Here is an 18,915-nt window from a genome sequence, read left to right as displayed (position 1 = left end):
ATGTCCAGTTCCGAACCTCAGGCGCGGCCGGTCAAGCAGGCCAACAAGCGCGGCGCGGCACGGCTCGCGGCCGTTCAGGCCCTCTACCAGATGGAAGTCGGCGGCACCGCGCTGCTGGAGACCGTCGCGGAATACGAGAATTTCCGGCTGGGCAGCGAGATTGACGGGGAGACCTATCGCGAGGCCGATGCCGGCTGGTTCCGGGACGTGGTGTCCGGAGTCGTGCGCAGCCAGACCGAGATCGATCCCAAGATCCACGCATCGCTGCCGACTGACTGGCCGCTGTCGCGCATCGACACGACGCTGCGGGCAATCCTGCGGGCCGGCACCTACGAATTGTCGAACCGCAAGGACGTGCCGGTCGCGGTGATCGTGTCGGAATATATCGACGTCGCCAAGGCCTTCTACACCGGCGACGAACCCGGCCTGGTCAACGCCGTGCTCGACCGCGTGGCGCGCAGCGTGCGGGCCGAGAAGCCCGGCGAGACCCGGACCGCGCGTCGCGGCGCAGCGGGCGGTGAGCCCTCGGCGTGAGCGCCCCGGTCGCCGGAACGCCAGCCGCCGGGCCGGTGCTCGGCGAAAAGACCGTCCGTCGCAACGCCATCATCCTGGCCGCTGCACAGGCCCTGTGCGGCGCCTCCGGGCCCGTCGCCATCTCGATCGGCGGCCTGGCCGGCTCCTGGCTGCTTCTGGCCGACAAGTCGCTCGCGACCCTGCCGGTGACCGGCTACAATCTCGGCGTCGCCCTCGGTGCCCTGCCGGCAGCCGCACTGATGCGCGCCGTCGGCCGGCGCTACGGCTTCATTTCGGGAGCGCTGATCACATCGGCCGGTGGCCTCGTCGCGGCGACCGCGCTCTTCCAGGAAAACTTCTGGCTGTTCGCCTTCGCGCTGATGCTGATCGGCGTCGGCGGCTCCTTCGTCCAGCAATATCGCTTCGCCGCCACCGACGGCGCGCGCCGCTCGTTCCAGTCGCGGGCGATCTCGATCGTGCTGGCCGGCGGCATCTTCGCCGCCGTGATCGGCCCGCAGACGGTGCGCTATACGGCCGACCTGTTCCTGCCGGTGGAATTTGCCGGCGCCTTCATCGGACTGGTCTTCCTGGGGCTTGCCGGCGCGGCCATCCTGTCCTTCCTGCGCATTCCCGACAGTCCCGACGAGGGGCATCCGGCCGATCTCCTGCCGGCGCGGCCGCTGGCGACGGTCGTGGCGCAGCCGCGATTCCTGGCCGGCCTGTGCTGCGGTGTCGGCAGCTTCGCCATGATGAGCTTCGTGATGACCGGCGCGCCGCTGGCCATGGTCGGCTGCGGCCTGTCCAAGGACATCAGCACGCTCGGCATCCAGTGGCATGTCCTGGCGATGTTCGGCCCGAGCTTCTTCACCGGCCGGCTGATCCAGCGCTTCGGCAAGGAGCGCATCGTCGCGACCGGCCTGCTGCTGCTGGCCGCCAGCGCCGCCGTCTCGCTGTCGGGCCTCGCGGTCTGGCAGTTCTGGACCGGCCTCATCCTGCTCGGTCTCGGCTGGAACTTCGGCTTCATCGGTTCGACCGCCATCGTGGCGGAGACCTATCGCCCGTCGGAGAAGAACAAGACGCAGGGCCTGCACGACTTCGTCCTGTTCTCGTCGGTCTCGCTGGCCTCCTTCCTGTCGGGGCGCACCTTCGTCGCCGCCGGATGGGAGACGATGAACATGGTCGTCTTCCCGGTGGTGCTGGTCTGTCTCGTGGTTCTCGTCCTGCAGGCGCGCTTCGCGCCGCTGCAACCGGCCGCCGACTGAGATCCTCGTCCTCGGCGCCTGTCCGGGCCGGACGGACACGAGCCCGAATTCCAGCCCGACCGCGACCGCGTCGTGCCGAAGATCACGGCGCTTGACGGCTTGCCGACTCCATATAACCTCGACCCGCTTGGCAAGGCGGGGAGCCTTCCCCGTCTTCGGCAGAACAATCGAAGATTGCCGGACCAAACCGGCACGGATCGAGGGGACAGCATGCCGACAATTCTCATAGTGGTGGCCCTGTGCGGGCTGCTGGCTCTTGCCTATGCGGGCTGGGCGACGCGATCGGTCCTTGCGGCCGACCAGGGCAATGCCCGGATGCAGGAAATCGCCGGGGCCATCCGCGAAGGTGCCCAGGCCTATCTCGCCCGCCAGTACACGACGATCGCCATTGTCGGCGTGGTCGTGGCGATCGTCACCGCGCTGCTTCTGTCGATCTACGCGGCGGTCGGCTTCGTCATCGGTGCCATCCTGTCCGGTCTGGCCGGCTTCATCGGCATGAACGTCTCGGTCCGGGCCAATGTGCGCACCGCGCAGGCCTGCTCGCGCTCGCTCAGCCTCGGTCTCGGCATCGCCTTCAAGTCCGGCGCCATCACCGGCCTTCTGGTTGCCGGCCTCGCGCTGCTCGGCGTCACCGTGTATTTCTACGTCCTGACGGTCTCGATCGGCCTCGACGTGTCCGATCGCACGGTCATCGACTCGCTGGTCTCGCTCGGCTTCGGCGCCTCGCTGATCTCGATCTTCGCCCGCCTCGGCGGCGGCATCTTCACCAAGGGCGCCGATGTCGGCGGCGATCTCGTCGGCAAGGTGGAAGCCGGCATTCCCGAGGACGACCCGCGCAACCCGGCGACCATCGCCGACAATGTGGGTGACAATGTCGGCGACTGCGCCGGCATGGCGGCCGATCTGTTCGAGACCTACGCCGTGACCGTCGTCGCGACCATGGTGCTCGGCGCGATCTTCTTCGCCGGCACCGACATCATCGAAAGCGTCATGATCTACCCGCTGGCGATCGGTGGTGCCTGCATCCTGACCTCGATCGTCGGCACGTTCTTCGTGCGTCTCGGCTCGAACGGCTCGATCATGGGCGCGCTGTACAAGGGCCTGTGGGCGACGACGCTTCTGTCGATCGTCGGCATCGCCGTCGCCACCTGGGCGACCATCGGCTTCGGCGACATCGGTCAAGCGGCGTCGGGCATGACCATCAACGGTCTCAACCTGTTCGTCTGCGGCATCATCGGCCTCGTGGTGACCGGCCTGATCGTCTGGATCACCGAGTACTACACGGGCGTGGGCTTCCGGCCGGTCCGCTCGATCAGCGAGGCGTCGGTGTCGGGCCATGGCACCAATGTCATCCAGGGCCTCGCCATCTCGCTGGAATCGACGGCGCTGCCGACGATCGTCATCGTCGCCGGCATCATCTCGACCTTCCAGCTTGCCGGGCTCTACGGCACCGGCATCGCCGTGACGGCCATGCTCGGCATCGCCGGCATGATCGTGGCGCTCGACGCCTTCGGTCCGGTCACCGACAATGCCGGCGGCATTGCCGAAATGGCCGGCTTGCCGGCGGATGTCCGCAAGTCCACCGACGCGCTCGATGCGGTCGGCAACACCACCAAGGCTGTCACCAAGGGCTATGCGATCGGCTCGGCCGGTCTCGGCGCGCTGGTGCTGTTCGCGGCCTATAATTACGACCTGGCCTATTTCGTCGAGCAGGCGAATGCCGGCAATGGCTTCGAGTATTTCCGGGGCGTCGAACCGGATTTCGCCCTGACCAATCCCTTCGTCGTGGTCGGTCTGCTGCTCGGCGGGCTCATCCCGTTCCTGTTCGGCGGTATCGCGATGACCGCCGTCGGCCGTGCCGCGAGCTCGGTAGTGGACGAAGTGCGCCGACAGTTCCGCGAGAAGCCGGGCATCATGGCCGGCACCGAACGGCCCGACTATGCACGGGCCGTCGACCTGCTGACCAAGTCGGCGATCCGCGAGATGATCGTGCCGTCGCTGCTGCCGGTGCTGGCGCCGATCGTGGTGTATTTCGGCGTCTACCTGATCGCCGACAAGAGCCAGGCGTTCTCGGCGGTGGGCGCGATGCTGCTCGGCGTCATCGTCACCGGCATATTCGTCGCCATCTCGATGACCTCCGGTGGCGGGGCCTGGGACAATGCCAAGAAGTCTTTCGAGGACGGCTTCGTGGACAGCGCAGGTGTGCGTCACGAGAAGGGTTCCGACGCCCACAAGGCCTCGGTGACCGGCGACACGGTGGGCGATCCCTACAAGGATACGGCCGGACCGGCGGTCAATCCGGCGATCAAGATCACCAACATCGTCGCGCTGCTGCTGCTCGCGGTGCTGGCGCACAACTGATCGCGGCTTAGGCGAAACGCAAAAAGGCCCCGCAGGCGAAAACCTGCGGGGCCTTTTCGTTGACGCGGTAGCGGTGTCGGCGAACCCTAGAGGTTCGGGCCCGGCGAGCCGCTGCCGGTATCGGACAGGATCTGGCCGAGGAAGGTGCGGTCCTGACCGCCGGTCGGCGTGGTGCGCGAGATGAAGTCGAAGGGCTGGCCGTCCTGCAGGCCGTAATTGGCGATGCGCTCGACCCGGCCCTCGCCGTCGAAATAGACCGACAGGACCCGCTGGTCGACGAGCTGCGGCTTCATGAAGGCGACCGGCCGGACCCGCTTCTGCGAGATGTAGTAGAACACCTCATTGTCGAAGGTCGCCGTGGTCGAGGGCGAGCCCAGTGCCAGCAGCACCTGTTCGCGGCTCGAGCCGACCGGCACGAGTTCGACGGTCTTTTCGTCGATCACGTAGCCCTGGGTCAGCACTTCGCTGGTCGTGCAGTTCGACAGGGCCAGTGCGGCCAGAACGGCGGCCGAGGCGAGGAGAGGGCGCTTGAGTCGGACGGAAGGCTTCACGCTGTCTTACTCCTTGAGGCCATCGCCGATACGCGGCTGGCAGGTCCGTTGCCGCGACGCGGGAGTGCCGGCCGGCGGCATGTCCGCAAGCGGACGCCTCCGGCTGACGCGCGAGCGCGGCGGATGCGTTTTGGTAAAGCACCTGCGGGAGCGTTGCAATCGATCCGGCGCTGTGGCACCGCCCATGGCAGTGTAGCCATCGATCGGCCCAGCAATGTTTCAACGTTTCAGAGCCAACCGTCGCCTCAAGGCGCGCAACCGCGAGGTCGTCGACGATCTCTACGCCGCGCTGGTGATCCGATCGCGCCAGGACGACCTCTATCTCGCCTGCGCCATTCCCGACACCGTGATGGGACGCTTCGAGGCGCTGTCGGTGCATGTCTTCCTGTTCCTGCGGCGCTGCCGGGACGAGCCGACCCTGCGGCCGCTGGCGCAGGAAGTGGTCGATCGGTTCATCACCGATATCGAGGATTCGATCCGCGAACTCGGCGTCGGCGACCCGTCCGTGCCCAAGCGCATGCGCAAGCTGGCCGGCGTCTTCTACGAGCGGGTGTCGGTCTATGATGCCGCGCTCGACGCCGACGACGCGGCGACGCTGTCGGCCGGCCTGAGAGGCCGGGCGGTGCCGGCGGACGCGCCGGAGGATGCAAGCGCGCGCCTTGCGACCTACATGATGGCGGAAAACGAACGATTTGGAGCGATCGCGGCCGAGACGATCCTGGCCGGTACGCTCCAACCAGGGACCAGACCATGAGCAATCCGCAGACCGGGCCCGACCCGATCCGACTTCACATCGCCGCCGAGAAGCTGCCGCGCGACGGCCTCGAGATCCACTACGAGGCAAACGAGGCCGAGCGCGTCGCGCTGGCCCGGCATCTCGATATCCTCGAGGTTCGCGAGCTGCGGGCCGACCTCACCGCCTCGCGCTGGCGCGGCGAGGGGGTGAAGGTGAAGGGCAGCCTGCGCGCGACCCTGGTCCAGGAGAGCGTCGTGACGCTGGAGCCGGTCAGCCAGGCGCTGAACGAGGCGTTCGAGACCACCTTCGTGCCGGAAGGCTCGCGGCTGGCGCCGGTGCCCCAGACCGGCGAGAACGAGATCCACGTCGATCTCGAAAGCGAGGACCCGCCGGAGACCTTCCGCGGACCGCAGATCGACGTCGGGCCGTTCCTGATGGAAGCGGTGTCGCTGGGGCTCGATCCCTATCCGCGCGAATCCGACGTCGCCTTCGAGGCCGTCGATACCGACCCCGACCCCAAGGCCGGCGTCCGCTCGGCCTTCGACGTGCTCACCACGCTGGTGCCGCGCGAGACCAAGGACGCCAAGGGCGAATGACTGTTTCAATTCGGCGGTTGCTGTTCACGCGTAAACCGATATCTTCGCGCCGCGCGGCCAGGACGCCGTGCGCAAAGGCGAGAGACCATTGATTTCAAACACTGGTATCACGATTTCGGTCGACGCCATGGGCGGCGACCACGGCCCTTCCGTCGTCTTGCCGGGAGCCGCCATCGCGCTCCAGCGGCATCCGGGCACGCGGTTCGTGCTGTTCGGTCAGAGCGAGGCGGTGCTGCCGGTGCTCGACCAGCATCCCGAACTGAAGGCGGCCTCGACCTTCCACCATTGCGAGATCTCCATCCGCATGGATGACAAGCCGTCCCAGGCGCTGCGGCAGGGGCGGTACAAATCGTCCATGTGGCGCGCCATCGAGGCGGTGAAGACCCATGAGGCGGATGTCGCGGTTTCGGCCGGCAACACCGGCGCGCTGATGGCGATGGCGAAATTCTGCCTGCGCACCATGGCCAATATCGAGCGCCCGGCCATCGCGGCGATCTGGCCGACGCTGCGCGGCGAGAGCATCGTCCTCGACGTGGGCGCCACGATCGGCGCCGACGCCCAGCAGCTGATTGATTTCTCGATGATGGGCGGCGCCATGGCGCGTGCGCTCTTCGGCGTCGAGCGGCCGACGGTCGGCCTCCTCAACATCGGCGTCGAGGAGGTGAAGGGCCAGGACGAGATCCGCGAGGCGGGCCGCCTGCTCAAGGAGACGCCGATCCCGGGCATCGACTATCGCGGCTTCGTCGAGGGTGACGATCTGGGACAGGGAACGGTGGACGTGGTGGTGACCGAGGGCTTCACCGGCAACATCGCCCTGAAGACCGCCGAGGGCACGGCCCGGCAGATCAGCGCCTATCTGAAGGCGGCGATGAACCGGACCTGGATGGCCCGCGCCGGTTATCTGCTCGCCCGCAGCGCCTTCCAGCGGCTGCGCGACAAGATGGATCCGCGCAAGGTCAATGGCGGCGTCTTCCTCGGCCTCAACGGCATCGTCATCAAGAGCCATGGCGGGACCGACGCCGAAGGCATCGCGGCGGCGATCGATCTGGCCCATGCGATGGCCCGGCACGGCCTGCGCGAGAAGATCGAAGCCGACCTGGAAAACTTTCACCTGCGTGTGTCCGACGACGTACCGGCGACCCCCGAGAGCAGCAGTCAATGACGATGTCCATCCGATCCGTGATCCGCGGCACGGGCTCCGTTCTGCCCGCACGCACGATGCGCAACCAGGACTTCGCCGGCATCGTCGAGACCTCCGACGAGTGGATCCGCCAGCGCACAGGCATCGAGGCGCGCCATATCGCCGGCGAGGGGGAGACGACGGTATCGCTTGCCGAGGGCGCGGCCCGCAAGGCGCTGGACGCGGCCGGCCTGACACCCGCCGATATCGACGTGATCATCCTGGCGACCGCCACGCCGAACAACACCTTTCCGGCCTCCGCCGTGCAGGTGCAGCACAAGCTGGGCATTACCCATGGCTTCGCCTTCGACGTCCACGCGGTGTGCAGCGGCTTCGTCTACGCGTTGACGACCGCCGATCTCTACCTGAAGGGCGGTGCCGCCAAGCGGGCGCTGGTCATCGGCGCGGAAACCTTCTCGCGCATTCTCGACTGGGAAGACCGCTCCACCTGCGTCCTGTTCGGCGACGGCGCCGGCGCGGTGGTGCTGGAAGCGGTGCCGGCGGACGCTGCCGATGCCGGGTCGGCCCAGGGCATCATCACCAGCAAGCTGCGCTCCGACGGCTCCCACCAGGGCAAGCTCTATGTCGACGGCGGCCCGTCCACGACCGGCACCGTCGGCAAGCTGCGCATGGAGGGCCGCGAGGTCTTCAAGCATGCGGTCGGCATGATCACCGACGTGATCGAGGATTCCTTCGCGGCGGCCGGCATCGGGCCGGACGACGTCGACTGGTTCGTGCCGCACCAGGCCAATCGCCGGATCATCGACGCTTCGGCGCGCAAGCTGGGAATTGCGCCGGAAAAGGTGGTGATCACCGTCAATCAGCACGGCAACACCTCCGCCGCCTCGATTCCGCTGGCGCTCGACGCGGCCGTGCGGGACGGCCGGATCAAGCGCGGCGACCTCGTCCTTCTGGAGGCGATGGGCGGCGGGTTTACGTGGGGGGCAGTTCTGATCCGCTGGTAGACATCGATCCTTGATTCACATGCTGTTTTCGTTAATGTTCGCAACGAACAAGGCGCTGCCCGCATGTTTCGCCCTGCGGTCTTCCGGCAAAGTTAGGGGACATTGATGGGAGAGAGAACTCTCACCAGAGCGGATCTTTCGGAGGCCGTCTTTCGCAAGATCGGGCTGTCGCGAACCGAGTCTGCGCAGCTGGTGGAAATGGTCCTCGACGAGATGTGCTCGACGATCGCCAGCGGGGAATCGGTGAAGATCTCGTCCTTCGGGTCGTTCCTGGTGCGCGAGAAGAACGAGCGGATCGGCCGCAATCCGAAGACCGGCGAAGAAGTGCCGATCCTTCCGCGCCGCGTTGCCGTGTTCAAGCCCTCCAACGTCCTCAAGGACCGGATCGTCGAGGCGCATGTGCAGCGGCAGGACGGCGGCAGCGCCGACAAAGAGACCGAATCCATGGCCATGCTGAACGCGGCGGCCGAATAGCCGAAACGGCTCGACGATTGCGACCATGACCGACAAGAGCGCCGACGCCTTCCGGACCATCAGCGAGGTCGCCGACGAACTCGACCTGCCGCAGCATGTGCTGCGGTTCTGGGAAACCCGTTTTCAGCAGATCAAGCCGATGAAGCGGGGCGGGGGGCGCCGCTATTATCGGCCCGACGATGTCGAGCTGCTGCGCGGCATCCGCTACCTGCTCTACGTCAAGGGTTTCACCATCAAGGGCGTGCAGCGGATCCTCAGGGAGAACGGTCCGCGCTTCGTCGTTGCCATAGGAACCGGCGACATGGCCGCGCTGGCCCAGATCCAGGCGGGTCGCGCGGGACTGCCCGCTGCCGCCGCCCCCGCGGCCGAGGCGCCCCAGCCGCCGCTGCACGATCTCGATCTGATCGCCACCGAACCGCTGCCCGAACCGCCGACGCCCGAGGCCGCGCCGGCGCCGATGGCTGCGCCCGAACCGGAGATGCGGGAGCCGGATGAGCCGGCCAGGCCACGCGGCGGTTTCCTGAAGCGCTATCGCGAGCCTGCCGCAGATGCCAGCATCGGGCTTCCGGCCGAAAGCATCGCCGCCCTCGACGACGTGATTCTCGAACTTCTCGAGTGCAAGCGCCTGCTCGACCAGGTCCGCTGACCGGCCGGTACGGGCTGCCATTGCGTGACTACTGCCGCCTTGCCGCCGCTGCGTGCCGGGCCACCGCATGCGCAGCCGATCGACACCGGACGATAGCGCTTTCGCGCCGATTTTCCTGTTGCACCGAAAGCGTCCGGCCTCTAGGAGTGACGCAGTCGGAGCGTAGCGCAGCCTGGTAGCGCACCTGAATGGGGTTCAGGGGGTCGGAGGTTCGAATCCTCTCGCTCCGACCAGCTTTCCCACCTGACATCGCTAAATGATTTTCGAGACGACACGGTCTGTCCGTGCCGTTCACGGCGCGGCGCCTGAGCTTGTCCCGTAGGGCGTCGCCATCGCCTGTGCAGGCGCGCTTGCAGCGAGCCCGTCCGTCATGGGCGGGCGGTTGTGTCGAGGCGTGGCCGGTCCGTCTGCGATGGGCATGCGGCAATGTGCTCGCCGGTCGATCCGCAACCTATCGCGCTACGGGCTGTTTGACTCTGTGAGTTGGAACACGAAACGGAGCACGTACTGCATGGTCAAGAAAGTCAGTTCGACCGAGGCCCGGCAGGGAAGCAGGGGGCGTCCGGTCCTCTTGATCCTGATCGCCGGTCTATTCCTCATCGTGGTCGGTTATTTCATCGTCGGAGCGATCGGTTATTCGACGCAGCCCGACGGCGATACGCTGGAGCCGGATTCCACCCGGACCACGTCCGAACAGACCGACAGCGTCGTCGTGTCCCCGCAGGACTCGCAGACCGCCGATTGACCGTTGCGGCGTGCCGGACGGCGCAGCACCGTTCGGCAAACTCATGTGACGCATAGTCTCGGGGGCCGCGGCGTCCCGGCATCGCATCGTCAGCCTTCAAAGCGCATCCATATCGCGGGACACGACGCTGACCCCGTCGGTGACGCTGTCGCTGGGAAACAGGATGACCCGCGCGCCCTCCGGTAAGCCGTCCCGCAGTTCGGCCATCGCGTCGTCGCGGTGATCGATGTCGACCGGCCGCATGACCGCGCGGCCGTCCTCGACCACATATACATTCCACGCGTCGCCGGAGCGGAACAGCGCGCCGAGCGGCACCCGGCGGACGGCGTCGGCCTGCCAGAGGGCGATCCTGACGAAGACGCGGTAGCGGTGGCCGGGCAGGCGCGTCTCGGCGTCGGTCGGGTCCATGTCGAGCCGCACATTCACCCGCTGCTCCTCGATGCCCAGGGCGGACACCTTGGTGAAGGCGGTCGGCTCGATGCGGCGCACCTTCGCCGTCAGATCGGGCCCGCCCCAGTCGGCAATGATCGCCGTAGCCCCCTCGCGCACCCGGACCGCGTCCGAGGAGAGAAGGTCGACGACCACCTCCAGCCGGCGCGGGTCGCCGATCTCGGCCAGGGCAGTGCCGGCCGCCACCACCGCCTCGCTCTCCACCGGCACCGAGATCACCACGCCGTCGGTCGGCGAGAGCAGGGGAACGCAGCGGTCGGACAGGGAGCCCACCGAGGGCGCGTCGTCCGGCTGGATCAACCGCACCTGGGCGCTTACCAGTTCACTCTGCCGGAGCGCCACCTGGTTCTCGGCGCGCTGCAGCGCGGCCTGCTTGAGTTCGACGGCGGTTCTTGCCGCCTCCAGCGCGGCATCGGAGATGATGTTGGTTTCCTTCAGCTTCTCGGCACGTTGCAGCTCCGATTCGGCCTGTTTGAGATCCGTCGCGGCGAAGGTCAGGTCGGTCTCGGCGAGTTCGATCCCCGCGCGGGCAACGCCGACGGCAGCGGCCAATTCGCGTTCCGAACGCATGTCGATGAAGCTCGGATCGATCGGATGCAGCGTGGCGATCAGGCTGCGATCGGCCACCAGCCGGTCGCCGACATGCAGGGGGCTGCGCTCGGTTCGGGCCGCATAGGGCGCCGACACCGTGTAGACGTCGCGGTACTGGGCGATGCCTTCCTCGTCGACGGTGACGGTGAGAGGGCCGGTGGTCACGACGGCGATGTCGACGGGGATCGGCTTCGGGCGCAGGGCCTCGTAGGCGGCGAAGGCGAGACCGCCGAGGACCAGCGCGAGCAGGACGTATTTCAGCCAGCGTGCCATGGATTACTCCCTCGTCTTCAGGACGCGGATCAGGTCGAGGCGGTCGACCCGGCGACGCACCAGCAGGGCGGAGCCCGCGGCGGCCGCCAGAACGATGAGGCTCGCCTTGGCGAAGATGGCGGGCTCCAGCACCAGCGGGATCTGGAAGAGGTCGCTGGCGAATCCGTCCGTCACCAGCATCGCGAAGCCGGCCCCCAGCGCCCAGCCGAGGGGCTGCGCAAGGATGACGACCAGCAGGAGTTCGGTCAGGAGGACCTGCGAGACCTCCATCCGGGTGAAGCCGAGCACCCGCAGGCTGGCGAGTTCCCGCGCCCGTTCCGACAGCTGGATACGTGCCGAATTGTAGATCACGCCGAAGACGATGATGATCGCCAGCGTCAGGTAGAGGGTCGTCATGATCGAGATGTTGCGGTCGATCGTCTCGCGAAACTTGTCGCGCGACAGGGTCTGCAGACCGAGCGACGCGATCGCCGGCGTCGACTTGATCGCCGCGTAGAGGGCATCGAGCGCGGCCGTGTCGACCGCCAGATGCGCGCCGCCGACGCGCGGTCCCTCGCCGGTGAGGCGCGACAGGGCGTCGATGTCCATGAAGACGCCCAGCCCGAGAAAGCTCTGGACGACGGCGCTGATGCGTACGGTGGTCGTGATCTGGCGGCCGGTGAGTACCTCGACATTCGCCGTTCCGCCCTGGGTCAAACCGAGCACCTGGGCGACGCGTTCGGAAATGACGACGCCGTCGGATGGCAGCACCATCGGATCGAAGCTCGCGTCCAGGACCCGGGAAAGCGTGGTTGCCGGCGGCTTTCCGGTGATGGCGAGGCGGCGTGACCGATTGCCGTTGCTGAGGATGACCGGCACGCTGAGATAGGGCTCGGCGGCGACGACGCCGGGCAGATGGCGCACGGCCGCCATGACGGAGGGCTGCGCCGGTTCGCCGAAGGCGAGGCTCGCATGCTGCCGATCGGCTCGCCAGAACACCGTTTCCACCATGAAGTCGACCGAGTCGCGCGCAAACAGCGCCGTGACCAGAAGCGCGACGCCGAGAGCCATGCCGAGGCTGGTCAGCGCGGCACGGACCGGCTGATGCAGCAGCTGGCGGAACGCCATCACCGTGAGCTTGGAGAAGAGGTTCGACAGTCCCAGGCGGGCGAGAAGCGACCGGCCGAAGCGTGCCGGCGCCGGCGGACGCATCGACACGGCGGGATCAAGCGCCAGGACGGACAGGATCGCCTTCATCGCCCCGGCCAGCGCCGCGGCGATCGAGATGCCGGCGGCGATGGCATAGAGGTCCGGGCTCGACTGGAACACCAGAAAGGGAAAGGAGAAGAACTCGCCATAGAGGCGGGCGAGCCCGCGCCCCAGCCAGGTTCCGGCGCCGGCGCCGATCGCCACGCCGACCGCCGAGATCGCGATCACCAGCTTGGCGTAGTGCCAGGCGATCGTGCGATCGTAATAGCCGAGCGCCTTCAGGAGGCCGATCTGTTCGCGCTCCAGGGCCACCAGCCGCGTCAGCACGATGTTGATGAGGAAGGCCGAGACGAGCAGGAAGATCGGCGGGATGATCCGCGCCATGGCTGCGAGCTGGTCCAGCTCGGCGTCGAGAAAGGCGTGCGACATCTGATGCTTGCGCCCATAGGCTGCCATGCCGCCATAGGGCTCGAGCAGGCGGTCCACCGCCATCAGCACCGCCGGCTCGCTGGCGCCGGGCATCAGCCGCAGGACCAGATTGTTGAACGCCTCCTTGCGGTCGAACACCGGGCCCAGCACGTCCTCGGGCATATAGAGGATGGCGTAGCGGCGCGGGTCGGGGACCATGTCGCCCGGCCCGATCGTGTAGATGAACTCCGGCGACAGGACCGTTCCGGTGATCTGCAGCCGTTCCTTGCGTCCGTTGAGGATCGCCGAAAAGCTGTCGCCGATGCGGAAGGCGTGGGCCTTGGCGAAATCCTCGTTGACGGCGACCTCGTTGGCCCGGCCGGCTTCGGGGAGCCTGCCGCGACGCACCAGCAGCCGATTGACCCGGGGTTCGCCATGGGCGGGGAGCGAGATCACCTGACCGGAGGCGGGTTCGCGCATCTGCGGCAGGTCGAGCAGCACCCGGCGGCTGATCCGCATCTCGAAGGAGGCGACGCCGGGAATCTCCGAGATCGCCTTGTCGAGCGACAGCGGCGCCCGGTTCGCCTCGGCCACGACATGGGCGAAGCGGTAGCGCTCGTAATAGGCCTCGCGGGTCAGGAGCAGGGAGCGGTGCGCACCGACCGCGATGATGATCGTCATCACCCCGCAGGCCATGACCAGCGCCACCGCCAGGCCCTGCGCCCAGAGGCGCATGAGATCGCGCAGGAGTTTGCGGTCCAGCGCGCCCACCGGGATCACCAGCTCACCTGGCTCGGGGCCAGGCGCGTTTCGTTGCGGTGCGTGCTCTCGATCCGCCCGTCGACGAACTGGAAGACGCGGTGGGCGATCGCCTGGATGCCGGCATTGTGGGTGATGATGGCGGTGGTCGTGCCGAGGGTCCGGTTGATGGCGGTCAGCGCCTCCAGCACCATGATGCCGGTCGCCGAGTCGAGCGCACCGGTGGGCTCGTCGCACAGCAGCACTTCCGGCTGCTTCGCGATGGCCCGGGCGATGGCGACGCGCTGCTGCTCGCCGCCCGACAATTGCGCCGGGAAATGGTCGCGGCGCTCGGTCAGCCCGACGAGTTCCAGCGCCTGCGACGGTGTCATCGGATTGCGCGCGATCTCGGTGACCAGCGCGACGTTCTCGCGGGCGGTCAGGCTGGGGACAAGATTGTAGAACTGGAAGACGAAGCCGACATGGTTGCGCCGGTACAGCGTCAGTTCGCGGTCGCTTGCGCCGCTGAGGTCATTGCCCTGAAAGCTGACGCGGCCGTCGGTCGGCCGGTCGAGCCCACCCATGATGTTGAGAAGCGTCGACTTGCCGGAGCCGGACGGGCCGAGCATGACCACGACCTCGCCGGCCGCAAGCTCGGCACTGACGCCGCGCAGCGCCCAGACGTCCGCACCGCCGGTCCTGTAGACCTTCGTGACGTCCTGCATCGCAAAGACAGCATTGTCCGTCATGCGGCCAGACGAGCATCCGCGGAGCCGGGAGACCTTGACCTGCCTCAATCCGCCGGACCCTGCGGTTGATCGGGATCAAGGCCGCGCGCCGCGGTCGGGGCCATCCTGCACGATGCCCGGCGTGCGCGCCGTCGGTCCGGGCGCGCGGGACATCCGCCGCATCAGGCATCCGGCGTCAATGCTGCATCGCGCCGGCCGCGCTGTCGTTACCAGGGAGATTGGCCATGAACGACGTGACACAGGTGCGCGAGGCCGTGGGCGTCTTCCACGACCGGACGCAGTTCCAGGCGGCGATCGACGATCTGCTGCTCGGCGGCTTCGATCGGGCGGAGATCAGCCTTTTGGCCAGCCGCGCGGCCGTCGAAGCGAAGCTCGGCCACCGCTACACATCGGTGCGCGACCTGGAGGATGATCCGGCCGTCCCCGTCGTCGCCTATGTCTCGAAAGAGAGCCTCGGCGATGCCGAAGGCATGGTCGCGGGGATGCTCATCTATGTCGGTGCCGTCGCTGCGGCCGGCGCCATGCTGGCCTCCGGCGGCACGCTTGCCGCGGCGATCGCGGCTGCTTCGGTTTCCGGCTGTATCGCCGGCTCGCTCGGCAGCGTCCTCGACCGGACGATCGAGCGCCAGTATTCGCGGCGCCTGGAAGAGCAGCTTGCCGATGGCGGGTTGCTTCTGTGGGCGCATGTCCGCGATCCCGAGCACGAGGTCCGCGCCGTGGACATCATGCGGCGCAATGGCGGGACGGACGTTCACGTCCACGATCTGACTGTCGCAGCGAAGGAGACCGCCGAGATGAAGCGCCGGATCGGTGACCTTTTGGACGAGGCGGGGAAGGAATCCTTTCCGGCCAGCGACGCGCCGTCCTTCAATCCGGGAACGGCCGGCGGGCCGCACTGACGCTTCCGCGGCCGATCTTGGCGCGGCGGGGCATCAGAAATGCACGCCGATCCTGAACGGCCCGTGACGGGTCGAGGCGGCGACGAGATAGGCGGTCGACCAGCCGATCAGGATGAAGCCGCCGACCCCTTCCAGCGCCCCCAGCAACCGCCATTCCGGCAGCAGCACCACGTCGCCATAGCCGACCGTGGAGAAGGTCGAGGTCGAGAAATACAGCGCCTCGTCAAAGCTCTGATGGGCGCCCAGCAGCATGTAGGCGAAGGCCCAGAGCCAGATCTCGATCGTGTGCAGGGCGAACAGGCCGAGCACGGTCCCGAGCATCGACAGGGACCGCCCGAGAGCGTGGCGGTTCAGGTTCAGCCAGCGGATCACCCACGCCATGGCGCGGGTGAGCGCGACGAGGCCGAGCGTGTGAACGAGGACCGTGAGCGCGATCACCAGGGTGCCGATGGCGAGATTGAGCAGCAACAGCGTCTCTCCGATGCGTCGATTGGGCCCGATGGCGCGCAGCGCCGATGCAGCGCGGGCCGGCCACTTTTCAGAAGCCGCGGCACGGCAGCATCCCGGACCATGGGTAAAGCGACGATCGCTGCGTGTGCTTGCGCCAGATCAATCCCGTCGGGGTGATCCTCCCCCATTGTGACATCGGCCGGTTCCCCGATCCGAAACCCGGGGGCCGGCGGGGAAGGAGCCCATCATGGTCACGACCGATCTGAACGCAATCCTGGCGCGGTGCGAGGCCGCGCCCGACCCCGACCCTGCGCTGGACGCCGAGCTTCGCACGGCCCTTCATGAGCATGCGTCGTCAGTCGAGAGCGCCGTGGACGCCGACCTCGCCCTGGCGTCCGCCGACGGGGCTCTGGCGATGGTCGCGAAGACCCTTCCGGGCTGGAGCATCATCCTGCGGGGCGGCACGGGTCCTGGCGGGCACTGGCACTGTGTGCTGCGGGAGGGCGAAGGCCACCACGACGATCAGACCGTGGCGGCGGCCCGCGGCAACACCCCGGCCATGGCGATTGCCACCGCGACCTTGAAGGCGATTGCCGGGTTCAAGGCCGGTTACCGCTGATCGCACGCGCCCTCGCGCAGCATTTTTGACGCGGCTTGAACGATGGTTCGCGGCCATCCGTCCGGACATCGAAGGAGACGGAACATGCCCGACAGGGAAATCCTCTGGTTCGAATCGACCGGGCGCGGTGACGTGGCGCGGGTCGGCGGCAAGAATGCCTCGCTCGGCGAAATGGTGCGTGCGCTGGCCCCGGCCGGCGTGGCGGTGCCGCCGGGATTTGCCACGACCGCGGACGCCTACCGCCGCTTCGTGACGGCCAACGGGCTCGATGCCGTCCTGCGCGACACGCTGGATGCACGCGCCGCCGGCAAGATCACCCTGGCCGAGGCCGGCAGCACGATCCGCGCCGCCTTCGTGCGCGGCGACTGGCCCCCCGAGATGGCGGCGGCCATCGGCGAAGCCTATCGCGAGCTGTCGCGGCGTTCGTCCATCGAGGATGTCGACGTGGCCGTCCGCTCCAGCGCGACGGCAGAAGACTTGCCGGACGCCAGCTTCGCCGGGCAGCAGGAAACCTTCCTCAACGTGTCCGGCCCGTCCGCCGTGCTGGACGCCTGTCGTCGCTGCTACGCCTCGCTGTTCACCGACCGGGCGATCGCCTATCGCGAGGCCAAGGGCTTCGACCATTTCAAGGTGGCCCTGTCCGTCGGGGTGCAGCGGATGGTGCGGTCCGATCTCTGCGGGTCGGGGGTGATGTTCTCGCTCGACACCGACACCGGCTGCGACAACGTCGTGCTGATCAATGCCGCCTGGGGGCTCGGCGAGAATGTCGTGCAGGGCGCCGTCGATCCGGACGAGTATCAGGTGTTCAAGCCCTTTCTCGACGATCCGGCGCTGACGCCGATCATCCACCGGGCGCTCGGGGCCAAGGACGAGAAGATGGTCTACGCGAGGAGCGGAGACCGGCCGGTCAAGAACGTCGCGACGTCGCTCTTCGAGCGTCGGCAGTTCGTGCTGGATGACGCCGACATTCTGGCGCTGGCCCGCTGGGCGGTGATCATCGAGGCCCATTACGGCTGCCCGATGGACATGGAATGGGCCAAGGACGGCCGCGACGGCGCGCTGTTCATCGTCCAGGCGCGGCCCGAGACGGTGCAGTCGCGGCGCGAAATCGGCGCGGTGAAGCGCTACCATGTCGGCGCGCATGGCCGCGAGCTCTGCGCCGGCCTGTCGATCGGGGAGGCCGCCGTCTCGGGCCCGGTCTGCGTGATCAGGGATGCCAGCGAGATCGCACGCTTCGTCGACGGATCGGTGCTGGTCACGGAGATCACCGATCCGGACTGGGTGCCGATCATGAAGCGCGCCGCAGCGATCGTCACCGACCATGGCGGACGCACCTCGCATGCCGCCATCGTCAGCCGCGAACTCGGCCTGCCGGCGATCGTCGGCACGGGCAATGCCACGCAGATCCTGCATGACGAGCAGGAGGTGACGGTCTCCTGCGCCGAGGGCGAGGTCGGCTTTGTCTATGAGGGCGAGGCCGAGGTGACGGCCGACGTCCTCGATCTCGCCGATGTCCCGCCGACCCGGACCCGCATCATGCTGAACCTCGCCAATCCCGCCGCGGCGATGCGCTGGTGGCGGTTGCCGGCCGACGGGGTCGGGCTGGCGCGGATGGAATTCGTCATCAACAACGCCATCAAGATCCACCCGATGGCGCTGGTCCATCCCGAGCGCGTCGCCGACGCGGCGGAACGGGAGGAGATCGCCGAGATCACCCGCGGATACGGGGATAAGCCCGCCTTCTTCGTCGACCGGCTGGCCGAGGGGCTCGCCCGCATCGCCGCGACCGTCCATCCGAAGCCCTGCATTGTGCGGATGAGCGACTTCAAGACCAACGAATATGCCCATCTCCTCGGCGGCCGGGCCTTCGAGCCCGAGGAGGAGAACCCTATGCTCGGCTTCCGCGGTGCCTCGCGATACGATTCGCCCCAGTACCGCGAGGGCTTCGCGCTGGAATGCCGGGCGATCCGCAAGCTGCGCGAGGAGATGGGCTTTACCGGCGTCATCGTCATGATCCCATTCTGCCGCACGCTTGAGGAAGCCGATCGCGTGCTCGCGGTGATGGCCGAGAACGGGCTGGTGCGCTGCGAGAACGGATTGCAGGTCTATGTGATGTGCGAGATTCCCGCCAACGTGATCCTGGCAGGCGAGTTCGCCACAAGGTTCGACGGCTTCTCGATCGGCTCCAACGACCTGACCCAGCTGACGCTGGGCATCGACCGGGATTCGGACCTTCTCGCCGCCTCCTTCGACGAGGAGAACCCGGCGGTGAAATGGATGATCCGCCACGTGATCGGCGAGGCGCACCGGGCCGGCGCCAAGGTCGGCCTCTGCGGCCAGGCGCCCAGCGACAATTCGGCCTTCGCGGCCTTCCTCGTCGAATGCGGCATCGATTCGATCTCCGTCACGCCGGACAGCTTCGTCGCCGTGAAGCAGCATGTCGCACGCGCAGAGGCCGGCGAGGGGGTAGCCTCGCGTCCGGCGGAGGCTGCGCTATCATGACCGGGCAACAATTTCGAAG

At 67.6% G+C, this 18,915-nt stretch carries 18 protein-coding genes, 1 tRNA gene and 1 pseudogene; 14 read left to right on the top strand and 6 right to left on the bottom strand.

Annotation, left to right across the window (positions count from 1 at the left end; all coding sequences use genetic code 11):
* The 3 genes from nusB (at position 1) to ACEQX1_RS08075 (ending at position 4,136) form a co-directional block, all read left to right on the top strand.
* Positions 1 to 534 carry a transcription antitermination factor NusB gene (nusB, locus tag ACEQX1_RS08085; protein ID WP_187391021.1) on the top strand — a complete coding sequence of 178 codons (534 nt, stop codon included), beginning with the start codon at positions 1 to 3 and terminating at the stop codon, positions 532 to 534.
* Entirely contained in the window at positions 531 to 1,775 is a 1,245-nt protein-coding gene (locus ACEQX1_RS08080; RefSeq protein ID WP_370193024.1) for an MFS transporter, read from the top strand. The genes nusB and ACEQX1_RS08080 overlap by 4 nt, the downstream gene beginning before the upstream one ends.
* A 210-nt stretch (positions 1,776 to 1,985) precedes the next feature.
* A complete protein-coding gene (locus ACEQX1_RS08075) occupies positions 1,986 to 4,136 on the top strand; it encodes a sodium-translocating pyrophosphatase (RefSeq protein ID WP_370193026.1) in 2,151 nt (716 codons plus the stop codon).
* An 86-nt stretch (positions 4,137 to 4,222) separates the two neighbouring features.
* On the opposite strand, the gene ACEQX1_RS08070 is transcribed toward ACEQX1_RS08075, so the two are convergent.
* Positions 4,223 to 4,687 (bottom strand): outer membrane protein assembly factor BamE, encoded by a 465-nt coding sequence (locus tag ACEQX1_RS08070; RefSeq protein WP_024351418.1) that lies wholly within the window; start codon positions 4,685 to 4,687, stop codon positions 4,223 to 4,225.
* A gap of 214 nt (positions 4,688 to 4,901) precedes the next feature.
* Between ACEQX1_RS08070 and ACEQX1_RS08065 the strand changes: the two genes are divergently transcribed.
* From ACEQX1_RS08065 to ACEQX1_RS08030, 8 genes are all read left to right on the top strand, one after another.
* Positions 4,902 to 5,441, top strand: coding sequence for a ubiquinol-cytochrome C chaperone family protein (locus ACEQX1_RS08065; RefSeq protein ID WP_370193028.1), 540 nt, complete (start codon positions 4,902 to 4,904; stop codon positions 5,439 to 5,441).
* Entirely contained in the window at positions 5,438 to 6,019 is a 582-nt protein-coding gene (locus tag ACEQX1_RS08060) for a DUF177 domain-containing protein (RefSeq protein ID WP_228240603.1), read from the top strand. The genes ACEQX1_RS08065 and ACEQX1_RS08060 overlap by 4 nt, the downstream gene beginning before the upstream one ends.
* Before the next feature lie 88 nt (positions 6,020 to 6,107).
* On the top strand, positions 6,108 to 7,181 hold the full coding sequence (gene plsX / locus ACEQX1_RS08055) for a phosphate acyltransferase PlsX (RefSeq protein WP_210310320.1): 1,074 nt from the start codon (positions 6,108 to 6,110) through the stop codon (positions 7,179 to 7,181).
* Positions 7,178 to 8,164, top strand: a complete 987-nt coding sequence (locus ACEQX1_RS08050) for a beta-ketoacyl-ACP synthase III (protein ID WP_188077474.1) — start codon at positions 7,178 to 7,180, stop codon at positions 8,162 to 8,164. The genes plsX and ACEQX1_RS08050 overlap by 4 nt, the downstream gene beginning before the upstream one ends.
* Positions 8,165 to 8,269: 105 nt before the next feature.
* Positions 8,270 to 8,638, top strand: coding sequence for an integration host factor subunit alpha (locus ACEQX1_RS08045; protein ID WP_024351413.1), 369 nt, complete (start codon positions 8,270 to 8,272; stop codon positions 8,636 to 8,638).
* A gap of 25 nt (positions 8,639 to 8,663) precedes the next feature.
* Entirely contained in the window at positions 8,664 to 9,284 is a 621-nt protein-coding gene (locus tag ACEQX1_RS08040; protein WP_370193032.1) for a MerR family transcriptional regulator, read from the top strand.
* Positions 9,285 to 9,440: 156 nt separating this feature from the next.
* A tRNA-Pro gene (locus ACEQX1_RS08035) sits at positions 9,441 to 9,517 on the top strand.
* A gap of 278 nt (positions 9,518 to 9,795) precedes the next feature.
* Complete coding sequence (locus ACEQX1_RS08030; RefSeq protein WP_187391027.1) at positions 9,796 to 10,029, top strand: hypothetical protein; 234 nt, start codon at positions 9,796 to 9,798, stop codon at positions 10,027 to 10,029.
* A gap of 96 nt (positions 10,030 to 10,125) precedes the next feature.
* On the opposite strand, the gene ACEQX1_RS08025 is transcribed toward ACEQX1_RS08030, so the two are convergent.
* The 4 genes and pseudogenes from ACEQX1_RS08025 to ACEQX1_RS08010 form a co-directional block, all read right to left on the bottom strand.
* Positions 10,126 to 10,752 carry an efflux RND transporter periplasmic adaptor subunit gene (locus ACEQX1_RS08025; RefSeq protein ID WP_370196706.1) on the bottom strand — a complete coding sequence of 209 codons (627 nt, stop codon included), beginning with the start codon at positions 10,750 to 10,752 and terminating at the stop codon, positions 10,126 to 10,128.
* A 231-nt stretch (positions 10,753 to 10,983) separates the two neighbouring features.
* Positions 10,984 to 11,112 (bottom strand): annotated as a pseudogene (locus tag ACEQX1_RS08020) (RND transporter); the annotation flags it as partial.
* Between the two features lie 234 nt (positions 11,113 to 11,346).
* Complete coding sequence (locus ACEQX1_RS08015; protein WP_370196700.1) at positions 11,347 to 13,719, bottom strand: FtsX-like permease family protein; 2,373 nt, start codon at positions 13,717 to 13,719, stop codon at positions 11,347 to 11,349.
* Positions 13,716 to 14,426, bottom strand: coding sequence for an ABC transporter ATP-binding protein (locus ACEQX1_RS08010; protein ID WP_370193036.1), 711 nt, complete (start codon positions 14,424 to 14,426; stop codon positions 13,716 to 13,718). Before ACEQX1_RS08010 ends, ACEQX1_RS08015 begins: the two co-directional genes overlap by 4 nt.
* Positions 14,427 to 14,650: 224 nt before the next feature.
* Here ACEQX1_RS08010 and ACEQX1_RS08005 point away from each other — a divergent pair, with 224 nt between their 5' ends.
* Positions 14,651 to 15,325 (top strand): hypothetical protein, encoded by a 675-nt coding sequence (locus tag ACEQX1_RS08005; RefSeq protein WP_370193038.1) that lies wholly within the window; start codon positions 14,651 to 14,653, stop codon positions 15,323 to 15,325.
* Between the two features lie 33 nt (positions 15,326 to 15,358).
* Here the strand turns inward: ACEQX1_RS08005 and ACEQX1_RS08000 are convergent, their stop codons facing one another.
* Entirely contained in the window at positions 15,359 to 15,793 is a 435-nt protein-coding gene (locus ACEQX1_RS08000; protein WP_228240597.1) for a potassium channel family protein, read from the bottom strand.
* 229 nt (positions 15,794 to 16,022) lie between these two features.
* Here ACEQX1_RS08000 and ACEQX1_RS07995 point away from each other — a divergent pair, with 229 nt between their 5' ends.
* Both ACEQX1_RS07995 and ppsA read left to right on the top strand, forming a co-directional pair.
* Complete coding sequence (locus ACEQX1_RS07995; protein WP_370193040.1) at positions 16,023 to 16,394, top strand: hypothetical protein; 372 nt, start codon at positions 16,023 to 16,025, stop codon at positions 16,392 to 16,394.
* 84 nt (positions 16,395 to 16,478) lie between these two features.
* Positions 16,479 to 18,896 (top strand): phosphoenolpyruvate synthase, encoded by a 2,418-nt coding sequence (ppsA, locus tag ACEQX1_RS07990; protein WP_370196699.1) that lies wholly within the window; start codon positions 16,479 to 16,481, stop codon positions 18,894 to 18,896.
* Positions 18,897 to 18,915 lie beyond the last annotated feature (19 nt).

The sequence above is a fragment of the Aurantimonas sp. genome, from assembly GCF_964217435.1.
Lineage (GTDB): Bacteria > Pseudomonadota > Alphaproteobacteria > Rhizobiales > Rhizobiaceae > Aurantimonas > Aurantimonas coralicida.
Note: the sequence above shows the minus strand (reverse complement) of the source record. Positions and strands in the feature narration are given on the sequence as shown.

Bases quoted from the DNA above. Each gene is read 5' to 3' on its own strand.
- ACEQX1_RS08045 (WP_024351413.1), top strand. From the start codon at position 8,270: ATGGGAGAGAGAACTCTCACCAGAGCGGATCTTTCGGAGGCCGTCTTT.
- ACEQX1_RS08005 (WP_370193038.1), top strand. From the start codon at position 14,651: ATGAACGACGTGACACAGGTGCGCGAGGCCGTGGGCGTCTTCCACGAC.
- ppsA (WP_370196699.1), top strand. From the start codon at position 16,479: ATGCCCGACAGGGAAATCCTCTGGTTCGAATCGACCGGGCGCGGTGAC.
- ACEQX1_RS08065 (WP_370193028.1), top strand. From the start codon at position 4,902: ATGTTTCAACGTTTCAGAGCCAACCGTCGCCTCAAGGCGCGCAACCGC.
- ACEQX1_RS08075 (WP_370193026.1), top strand. From the start codon at position 1,986: ATGCCGACAATTCTCATAGTGGTGGCCCTGTGCGGGCTGCTGGCTCTT.
- ACEQX1_RS07995 (WP_370193040.1), top strand. From the start codon at position 16,023: ATGGTCACGACCGATCTGAACGCAATCCTGGCGCGGTGCGAGGCCGCG.
- ACEQX1_RS08060 (WP_228240603.1), top strand. From the start codon at position 5,438: ATGAGCAATCCGCAGACCGGGCCCGACCCGATCCGACTTCACATCGCC.
- ACEQX1_RS08010 (WP_370193036.1), bottom strand. From the start codon at position 14,426: ATGACGGACAATGCTGTCTTTGCGATGCAGGACGTCACGAAGGTCTAC.
- ACEQX1_RS08040 (WP_370193032.1), top strand. From the start codon at position 8,664: ATGACCGACAAGAGCGCCGACGCCTTCCGGACCATCAGCGAGGTCGCC.
- nusB (WP_187391021.1), top strand. From the start codon at position 1: ATGTCCAGTTCCGAACCTCAGGCGCGGCCGGTCAAGCAGGCCAACAAG.
- ACEQX1_RS08030 (WP_187391027.1), top strand. From the start codon at position 9,796: ATGGTCAAGAAAGTCAGTTCGACCGAGGCCCGGCAGGGAAGCAGGGGG.
- ACEQX1_RS08050 (WP_188077474.1), top strand. From the start codon at position 7,178: ATGACGATGTCCATCCGATCCGTGATCCGCGGCACGGGCTCCGTTCTG.